At 44.9% G+C, this 10,000-nt stretch carries 5 protein-coding genes and 1 pseudogene; 1 reads left to right on the top strand and 5 read right to left on the bottom strand.

Annotated elements, in window-relative coordinates; genetic code table 11:
* From LDL40_RS08360 to LDL40_RS08350, 3 genes and pseudogenes are all read right to left on the bottom strand, one after another.
* Window positions 1-672 (bottom strand): annotated as a pseudogene (locus LDL40_RS08360) (beta-aspartyl-peptidase); the annotation flags it as partial.
* Window positions 673-694: 22 nt separating this feature from the next.
* Window positions 695-2,176: a putative basic amino acid antiporter YfcC gene (gene yfcC, locus LDL40_RS08355; RefSeq protein ID WP_300994813.1), complete on the bottom strand. Its 1,482-nt coding sequence runs from the start codon at window positions 2,174-2,176 to the stop codon at window positions 695-697.
* A gap of 99 nt (window positions 2,177-2,275) precedes the next feature.
* Window positions 2,276-5,188 (bottom strand): TonB-dependent receptor, encoded by a 2,913-nt coding sequence (locus LDL40_RS08350; protein WP_300994812.1) that lies wholly within the window; start codon window positions 5,186-5,188, stop codon window positions 2,276-2,278.
* Between the two features lie 468 nt (window positions 5,189-5,656).
* Here LDL40_RS08350 and LDL40_RS08345 point away from each other — a divergent pair, with 468 nt between their 5' ends.
* A complete protein-coding gene (locus tag LDL40_RS08345) occupies window positions 5,657-7,942 on the top strand; it encodes an ATP-binding protein (protein ID WP_300994811.1) in 2,286 nt (761 codons plus the stop codon).
* Window positions 7,943-8,052: 110 nt separating this feature from the next.
* Here LDL40_RS08345 and arcA read toward each other — a convergent pair whose 3' ends face one another.
* Complete coding sequence (gene arcA / locus LDL40_RS08340; RefSeq protein WP_300994810.1) at window positions 8,053-8,760, bottom strand: two-component system response regulator ArcA; 708 nt, start codon at window positions 8,758-8,760, stop codon at window positions 8,053-8,055.
* Between the two features lie 185 nt (window positions 8,761-8,945).
* On the bottom strand, window positions 8,946-10,000 hold a 1,055-nt coding region (locus tag LDL40_RS08335), incomplete at its 5' end, for a sensor histidine kinase (protein ID WP_300994809.1).

Raw genomic sequence — 10,000 nt, 5'->3', positions numbered from 1 at the left:
GTAGAATTGCGATAGTTTCAGCTCTGTTCCAGCCACAGCCTGCCAAAGTGGCTGCAATAATGACTCTCCGCTACCCACATGCACACTGACCACACCGGCTTTACCAGACAAGATGCCACCTACTTTAGCTGCAGCAGCGACTTTACGGATTTCGTCAATAGTTGGTTGAGAGGAGCGGAAATCACTGATAGCAATTTCGCCAACGCCGATGAATTTATCAATAAGGATCAGATCATCCGTAACACTGCCCATCAAAGTACGGCATGGAATTTCATAGGAACCAGTGTGGCAATAAGTACTGATACCTTCGGTCTCCAGCGCATGAGCTTTCGCCAGCAAGTTAGTTAAGGTTCTGGTGGTCGCGTCTGTGCCTAATACACCAATGGCTGTAGTGACTCCGCCTAATGTTGCGTTTGTTAGTTGCATTTCAGGGGTTCTGCTGGCAAAACCACCTTCGCCGCCACCACCAATAAAATGCACCAGGGAGTCGACAAAGCCAGGGACTAAATAGCATTGACTGGCATCAAAAACTTCAACAGGTAAGTTTGAGTTACCTGTTTCTAAATGATGTCCCAAAGCCGCAATTTGACTACCGGCGACCAGTACATCCATTACACCTGAATCCTGCGGGCCAATAATATGGGCATTTTTAAAGAGTTTAATAGTGCTCATTGAATATCCTTAGTTATAGTTTTTATTGGTAGCCAATAGCGACAGCCACTAACAGGGCGAGGCTAGCTAAAGCAAAAAGCCAGAGTTGTAAGCGCCAGGCAAACTTGGCCCACAACATCCAATCGACTCTTACGACTCCCAGGCATCCGATTAAAGAAGCTGAAGTTGGTACTATGCAATTGGTTAAACCATCTCCCAATTGAAAAGCCAAAACAGCAATTTGTCTGGACACGCCAACTAAATCCGACAAAGGAGCGACCAAAGGCATAGTCAATGCAGCCTGACCTGAGCCTGAGGTGACAAAGAAATTAAATACTGATTGGAAAATCAACATAAACCAGGCTGATACATAGGATGAAAAACCGTCAAAACTGCTTCCTGCGTAATGCAATACTGTATTAAGGACCGAAGGTTCAGTTGCCTGGTCGCCACCTAACAACAGCACAATGCCTTTGGCCATGCCTACTATCATAGCGGCAGGCAATAACTCAGCTGCGCCTTGTTTAAATGCATCAGCCGACTCATTCACACTCATGCGTTTTCCGGCTATGGCGACCACAGCTGTTGCTACACCTAAGGCAAAAAACTGGGTAGCAATTTCTGGAATATAGTAACCACGGGCTATAACGCCCCAAATCACCCAGACAATACCAGCAACAAAAAGTAATAAAATAGCAGCATCTAATTTGCCAAAATGACTACTTTGTTGGTCCTGTTGTTGTGCACGTAATTTTTGATCCGAAGCAAAACTAACGGAAAGCTGTGGATTCTTTTTAATTTTCGCTGCGTATCTCATGGTGAAAACTATGCCAAACAAGGTAAAAACCACCCACAGTACAATGCGGTAGTCAGCTCCTGACATTAAGGGTAAACCAGCAATACCCTGAGCTATGGCAACGCTAAAAGGATTCATCCAGGAGGTAGCAAAACCAATTTGGGTTGCAATATAAGTCACCAGCACAGTAGTGATAGCGTCATAACCTAATGCCAGCATTAAAGGCAGCAGCACAATGCAGAAAGCTATAGCCTCTTCACCCATACCAAAAACTGCACCACCCAGAGAAAATAGAAGAAACATCAAAGGGATAAACAAAAAATCTATATCTTTGGTTTTTGCGATTAAGGCCAGTATGCCGTTATTGACAGCACCGGTTTTCATGATGATGCCAAAGGCGCCACCTGTGAGTAGAATAAAGGCAATAACACCTATAGCTGCACCCATTTTGTCGCCTGAAACCATGCCTTCAAAGGCATAGTTTAAAAAGCCAACCTGACCGCCTTCACCAAACAAAGGCACAGCTTTGTTTTGTTCAGCTGCAAGTTGAAAACTGTTGGGGTCAATACGGGCTTTGACTGTTTCGCCGGCGGCATTAACAGTTTCAGGCAAGAGCTCAAAGTAACCTGCAGGAATAAGATGAGATGCAATAGCTGCAGCTATCATCACAAAAAAAAGTATGACAAAAGCGTCCGGCATACTGACCGGTTTTTTAGTTGTAACTTGCATTAAATGTACCTGTTAAATGCAGCCGGGTATGAAACCCGGCTTATACTATGTGCTGCCATCTATGGCGTTTCTTTTGTCGCCATGGTTTTTATTCAGGCATCAGAACTTATGGCTGAGTGCAATTCTGAAACTGCGACCCAAAGCGTCATGGTTAATCGAATCAAAGCCGCGGCTCGAACCATATGCAGCAGGAGGATCACGATCGAACAGGTTATCAATATTAAAACTGACGGTGGTTTTGGCAAAATCATAACCTATATTCATTCGCCAGGTCGTCCATGAAGAGACCTGACGGCTGCCATCCTGATTTAATTGTCCCAAATCCTGTAACTCATCCAGCTCACGACCACGCAGACCCTCAATATCATCTTCGTAAGAGTCTGTGTAGTTCGCTGCCAGGCTGCTGAAGAAGTTGCCTTTAGACCAGCTAAAGCGCAAGGCTGCGACTGTCTCAGGATAGCGCCAGGTACCTATGAGCTCTTCAATTTCATCAGAACCTGCTTTGTTGCGTTCAAAAGATAAATAATGGGTGGCATCCAGACTCAGGCCAAAAGTGCCTGATTCAGTTTGAAATCTATGATCGTATGCCAAATCTATGCCGCTGACAGTTTGCTCGCCGGTATTTTCCAGTAACAAAACATGGTCACGGAATAAAGGCAACTCTGCAAAACGTGGATCATCGTAAGCTACCCAGGAGTCCAGTATTTCAGCCATATTAGCGCCATCTTGCTCAATAGTCAGACCTGCGTTGTCCGTTACGTCACAAAGGGCTTCATCAAAAGAAATACCCTGGGCTCCGGCAGGTACTAAACCACAATGACGCAAAGATGCATCGTTGATCGCCCGGGCAAGAACACCTGTCATATTGGTATCAACCAGATTTTCATGCTCGAAACGCCAATAATCCAAAGTTAAGGTACTCTCCTCTGACATACTCAGTGCAAAACCTAAACTAACAGAGTTTGACTCTTCGGCCTTTAGTTTCGGATTACCTAACTCCAGCACATTATTGCTGCGCTCATCGCCAAAACCTTCGCAGAACAAATCGGCAACAGCCTTATTGGCGCTACAGTCAAAGGTGGCTGTGGTAGTTCTGAGTTTTACACCTGCCTGAGTTAACGAAGGGGCGCGGAAGGACGTGGCATAGGAGGCTCTGACGATCAGTTCTTCTACCGGGCGGTAGCTAAAGCCAATTTTGGGGTTAAATGTACTGCCAAAATCATCAAAATGATCATAACGCGCAGCCAATTGCATATCTAAAGCGTTCGCCAGCGGCAGGTTAAATTCAGAAAATGCTGCCCATTGAGTGCGTTCTGCAGCAGATAAACTGGAACCAAAACCAAATACGTCAACCAGATAACCATTTTCGGCTCGTGCTACTGCATTATCTGAAGGGGTGTCGGTGATTTTTTCTTTACGGATTTCCAGACCAAATGCAGAGCTAATCATGCCGCCATTAAACGCTATTAAATCGCCGTTAAAGCGGGCATCCCAGCCTATGACTGTGCTTTTCCCTCTCCGATTTGGCATCTCTTGCGCGAGAGCCAACAAAGCATCGTTATTGCTATCATTTTGTAAAAACGGGTTATACATGGCGCCTAGAGAGCCACTGCTGCAATTTAGGCTATCATTGTCAGCATTGTAGCTGGCTATAGTTCCGTCAGAACACAGCTCGCCAGCCAAAGCAGCATGGTATTTATACCTGTTATAAATACCCGCAGTGGCAACCTGGTCAGATTTTGATTCAGAATAAATTACTGCAGATTCCCAACCCCAATCCCCTATGGAACCGGACAAAGCACTGACCAGGCGGAATGCATCAGTGTCTACTTCTATTGTACGCGGAGTTCCAAAGCGGGCATCAAAAGCAAATCCATAGAGCTCCCGTCCTGCCGCAGTATCAAATGGGTCTATATAGAGTTGATCCAGCAATTCGTTGCGAAGCTCAGGGCCAAAAATAGCTAAGGCACTTTCGTCGACATAAGGTCCTTCGCTATCATCCAATTGGTTAATAGGTGCAGGGCTGGAGATTGCGACAGATTTGGTATTGCTGAAAAAGACATCCGTATTCCAGCTAATATCAGCAAAATCTTTCTGGAAAATAGCCCCGGTAGAGTAACTTTCCAGGTCAGAGTTCAGTTGGTCATCCTGGTTAGGGTAGTAAGGGCAAATCTCTTCACCAAATTCAGTGGTCACCAAGGCTGTATTACAACCCGGAGTTGCCAGCTCATTGCCGGACACTACGGAGTTGAAATAAATATTGGGAGTATTTTTCGGTAGGTAAGAGTATGAGCTTTGTAATAAAGGCGAACGGGTAAAATCTCTGTCCTGAGCGCTAAAGGCATTACGATCAAAATAATCAGCAAACAGAGTCAATTGGCCACCTGCTACTTGTTGGCCTATCACTAAGTTCAGGTTGCGGCGTCCTTCATCACTGGACGCCATACTGTCGCCATAAGAAACATTTAGCTCTGCACCCTGGTAGTCTTTTTTCAGTATGTAGTTAATAACGCCAGCAACTGCATCTGCCCCATAAATGGCCGAAGCGCCTGTGGCTAATACTTCAATACGTTCAATGGCGGCTAAAGGAATACTGTTTACATCTACAAAGTTCTGAGTACCGGCAGCAAAAGAGCTGGCGGCGACACGACGGCCATTAATCAGCGTCAGAGTAGAAGCCGGACCTAAGCCTCGTAACGACGCAGCTGCCTGACCTGCCGGAGTTGAAGTGGAAGTTGCGCCGCTTTCTGTGGTTGAAAAAGTACCTTCACCACCTCTTAGTTGGCCAACGTCCTTGAGCAGGTCAAAAATAGTGTTGGCGCCAGACTTCTTGATGTCTTCACTGTTGATCACTACCAGCGGTTGAACTCCCTCCAAATCAACGCCCTTAAGGCGGGATCCTGTGACTTCGATTTTTTCTATTTGTGTAGTGTCTGTTGTTGTTTCAGTTTGAGCGGACACAGAAAAGCAGCAAGCCGCAACGGCCAGCGAGAGCATGGATGGTTTAAACATTTTTAATTACCTGTTGCTTCAATACAGCTCTGTCTGCTCTGTCAAACGGGTTGCAGAGTTATTTTCAGCAGGCTGTTAGTTATAGTGGTTAGATTTCAAATAGCAAAACGTCCAGCAGCGAGCTGGTGGTTTGGCTACTCGTTAAACCACTCCGACAGGTAGTAGGACGAGTAGTAATATGTAGAGAGCGATACCGCTTTTTTCAGCATATTACGTCATAGATCTTCAAACATAGGTCTTGCTTAGATTTAACCGCTCAGCTGTGTTCTGTCAATCAATCTTCTACGTAAATAGCGATGGTTGGTTAAAAAATGTCCTGATCAACGGCCTTTTTCCTATTTTGATTTGCTGCATTACAAAAATTAGCAGGACAAAAAGCAGCAGGATCTGGCAGACTTGCCTTACTAAAAGCAACAAAATAAAGGGTTTTTCCCCAGGTTGTAAGGTATTGACCCTTAAAGGCAGATAATGCAGCAAAGTGTTCACCCGTTAGTCCGGCGTTTAGCCGGATTCCTGAAGCAATGGGGCTGGTTACAGTGTTTTTGCCTCTGTTTTATCTTATTACAGGCGCTGACAGGTGTTATTAGCGGCTTATACAGCCTGCTGCTGCACGATATGGTGCTTTGGTCCATGGTACTGGGGGCCTTACTGTTTTCAGCCTCAATAACACCGGTTTTTTTACTGTGCAGCTTTTATTTAATCCGCCATTTGGACGAAGCCCTGTTTTATTTACAGGATTCAATACGGCAGGAGAAGCTGCTAAATCAGAATATGCAGGAAACTATTCGCCAACTGAACTTTGAAATTGAAGAAAGGAAAAAAGCCTTTCAGGCCAAACGCCGTGCTGTTGATGAATTGCGTCGCGAAATAACAGAGCGGCGCAAAACACAACAGGAACTGGAAGAACAAAGTTTATTAATCCGCTCTATAGTCGACAGCTCACCGGATTTATTCTACTACCGCGATGAAACTGGCCGTTTTGTCAGCTGCAATAAGATGTTTGAAGTGATCATGGGGAAATCAGCTAAGGAGCTAATCGGCCATTATCCAGCCGAGCTTTATGATGCTGAATCTACGCCTATCGCCATTTTGACGGATCAAGAGATCTCAACCAGCAGGGTAGAACTGACGTTGGACGTGGATTACCAAACCCCGGATGGCCGCATGTTATGGTTTGAAATGCGTAAGGTCCCTTTTTTTGATAAACAGGGCCGCTATATAGGCTTACTTGGGTTTGGCCGGGATATTACCTCACGTAAACTCGCTGAACAGGCGCTGGAAAAAGCTTATCAGGATAAAGGTAAGTTCATTGCCACTTTAAGCCATGAACTGCGTACGCCATTAAACGGCATTGTAGGTTTAACCCGACGTCTCCTGGAAAGCCCTTTATCAACGGAGCAGCGCAGCTGGAGCAATACCATCTTCAGCAGTGCTGAGACCTTAGGTAATATTTTTAACGATATTATCGATTTAGATAAAATTGATCGACAGGATTTAGACATTGTCTATCAGTCAGTCCAGCTCTGTGAGTTTGTGCATGATATCTGTAATTTTGCCCATTTAATTTGCCAACAAAAGGGCCTGGATTTTATTAAACCAGATCCGGTTCCTCATCAACTTTATGTCCGGCTGGACCCAACCCGGGTTCGGCAAGTGTTATGGAACCTGATTAATAATGCGGTGAAATTTACAGCCCGTGGTTCAGTGCAGCTTAGAGTTTCAATCAGCACTGAAAATCCGGCAGAGTTATGTTTTAGTGTGACAGATACTGGCATAGGTATAGTCGAATCTGAGCAACAACGCATCTTTGACATGTACTATAAATCCAGCGACGGCAGGCGTTTGAGCATAGTGGGTTCTGGTATAGGGTTGTCAGTATCCAGAGCCCTGGCTGAAGCTATGTCAGGTTATATCAGGCTGGAAAGTACTGTAGGCAAAGGCAGTACTTTTACTATTGCTTTGCCTGCAGAACTGACCACTGCTCCGGCTACTGTGCCAACTGCTCAATACCCGGCCTTAACTATACTGTTAGTTGAAGATGTGCCATTAAATGCTGAGATAGCGACCAATCTGTTGGAACAGCGTGGCCATCAGGTTGTACTGGCTGAAACAGGTGAGGACGCTTTAGCTTTGCTTGAAACTGAAGACGATATAGATCTGGTGCTTTTAGATATGCAATTGCCAGATATGTCCGGCGATCAGGTTGCGCGTTTTATACGGGCCGAGCCTTCATTAGCCAGATTACCTGTAGTTGTATTGAGCGCTAATGTGCGAAAAGCTGAGCAGCAACTCAACGATGTCAGGGTGGACGGTGCTCTGGCCAAACCTATTAACACCAATAAACTGGATCAAATTTTACATCAGTTGTTTGGTGCGCCCGCGCCTAAAGAAATTGCGGCCGGAGAAGCCCATGATCAGCAAATTCTAGATCAACAAACACTGGATGATTATCTTCAGTCTTTGGGTAAAACCACTATGTTACGCAGCGTGCAGTTATTTGTGCAGTTGTTGCCTGGCTATATCAATAAAATGATGGAGGCTGCAGTGCAGCAGGAGAGTACTGAATTTCAGGAAGCCGCACACAAGCTAAAGGGCGCCGCCGCCTCTGTTGGTTTATTGTGGGTGCAGCATCAGGCAAAATTAATGGAGCAAACCGTTGAGTTGCAGGGCATGGAAAAACAGTTAATCAATTTCCATATAACAATAGAACGGCACCTGGCCGCTCTTGAGGAATATATTGAAGCCTGGGTCTAAGCCGTCAGCATCCTATCGTAATTATAGAAGGGCAGTTTGTAGGGGCTGGGCTTGCCCCGGCCCGTCGCGGTATCATTAGACGGGCGGTTACAAGACCCGCCCCTACAGTATTATTTTTCCAGTTTACCAACGAAGCGGTAGCCTTCACCATGAATGGTGCTGATTAACTCTGGACTATCAACGTCAGACTCAAAATGTTTACGGATGCGGCGAATAGTGACATCCACTGTTCTGTCATTTGCTCTGAGCTCACGACCTGTCATATGGCGGATCAGTTGCTCACGGGTGAAAATTTTACCTGGGCTGTCCAACATTAAACGTAAGGCACGGTATTCACCTTTAGGCAAACGGCGTGACACGCCTTCCGGCGACGTCAGGTTGCGGCTGTTTTCATCCAATATCCAACCATTAAACTTCACTACACTTTTATGTTCTTCCACTACAGGTTGAGACACAGTGCGGTTTAACAGGTTACGGGCACGAATGGTGAGCTCACGTGGGTTAAAAGGTTTGGTCAGGTAATCATCAGCACCGATTTCCAGCCCTAAAATGCGATCGACTTCACTGTCACGTCCGGTCAGAAAAATCAGACCCACGTTTTCTTTCTGGCGTAATTCACGTGCCAGTATCAGACCGTTTTTACCAGGCAGATTGATATCCATAACAATCAGATTGACTTTGTGTTCTGCAAGTTTCTGGTTCATTTCTTCACCATTCACTGCTTCAACTACATCATAGCCTTCGCCTTCAAACAGGCTGACCAGATTCAGTCGTGTTACTTCTTCATCTTCAACAATCAGAATAACAGGGGTCTGCATTATGCTTAAACCTTATGTGAACGTAATTAAGTATTTGATTTATATATTTTTAGAATGATTGTGACTTGTGGTCATTGTCTGAGCAATTATATAGACCGCAGATTTTGTTAACAAGTGGATTTGTTAACAATTAGTGTTGGCTAATGTAAGTTGTTGAAAAACATCTTATTGTTCAATCTTTTAACTTATTTAGGTATTACGGGGAAATCGATTTGGATATCAATACCCTGGCCTAAAGAGCTTTCCAACTGGATTTTGCCGTTTAAAGCCTGAGTCACTAAGTTATAAACCAAATGCATACCTAAGCCACTACCACCTTCTCCTCTTTTTGTCGTGACAAAAGGGTCGAAGATCCGTTTTTTAATATTCTCGGGTACACCTGACCCGTTGTCTTTGTAATGCAAATAACAGCGGCTGCTGGCTAGCGTGACGGTTATGGTCATGATGCCGTGTTCAGTATGTTCAAAAGCGTGGATCAGACTGTTCATAATCAGGTTGATCAAAATCTGGCTGATTGGGCCTGGTTTACTTTCTAATTCAAGATTCTCATCACAGTGCAATATCACCTGATGTTGGGTTTTTTTCAGGTTAGGCCGCAGCGACAACAGCACTTCAGTCAGTAACTGGTGCATATTGAAGTATCTTCTGTTGTCATTAGACTGGTCCACCGCAACCTGCTTGAAGCTGCGGATTAGATTGGCAGCCCGCTCTAAATTGCGATAAATAATGCCTAGATTCTCTGAACTGTCGCTCAAAAACTTTGCCAATTGGTTTGAGGTTAACTTCTTATCGTCAAAAGCTTTTTGTATTTCAGCCAGTTTGTCCTGCATTAAAGTAGAAGCTGTCACGCCAAGCCCTATAGGAGTGTTTACTTCATGGGCAACACCCGCGACCATCTGACCCAAACTGGCCATTTTTTCTGTTTCAACAATTTGATTCTGATACTGGTGCAGGGTTGATAGGGTATTGAGTAAATCCTGATTTGAGGTTTTCAGAGCCAGTGTTCTGTCGTTAATTTTTTGTTCCAGATCCTGGTTTAACTGACGAATTTCACTTTCAGCGCTACGCAATTTGGTGATTTGCTGCTCTGTTCTGTCCAGCATAGTATTGATAGCCCGGCCCAGATTATGGAATTCAGTGATTTCCATCGCTGGCACGCGGATTTGATAGTCTTTTTCCTTCGATACTTTTTGTACCAGAGCTAACAGGCTGTAGAGCGGCTGAGTAAAACGGCGTTGTA

Origin of the sequence: Rheinheimera sp., from assembly GCF_020217005.1 — a bacterium.
Taxonomy (GTDB): domain Bacteria; phylum Pseudomonadota; class Gammaproteobacteria; order Enterobacterales; family Alteromonadaceae; genus Pararheinheimera.
Note: the sequence above shows the minus strand (reverse complement) of the source record. Positions and strands in the feature narration are given on the sequence as shown.

Bases quoted from the DNA above. Each gene is read 5' to 3' on its own strand.
- yfcC (WP_300994813.1), bottom strand. From the start codon at position 2,176: ATGCAAGTTACAACTAAAAAACCGGTCAGTATGCCGGACGCTTTTGTC.
- LDL40_RS08350 (WP_300994812.1), bottom strand. From the start codon at position 5,188: ATGTTTAAACCATCCATGCTCTCGCTGGCCGTTGCGGCTTGCTGCTTT.
- LDL40_RS08345 (WP_300994811.1), top strand. From the start codon at position 5,657: ATGCAGCAAAGTGTTCACCCGTTAGTCCGGCGTTTAGCCGGATTCCTG.
- arcA (WP_300994810.1), bottom strand. From the start codon at position 8,760: ATGCAGACCCCTGTTATTCTGATTGTTGAAGATGAAGAAGTAACACGA.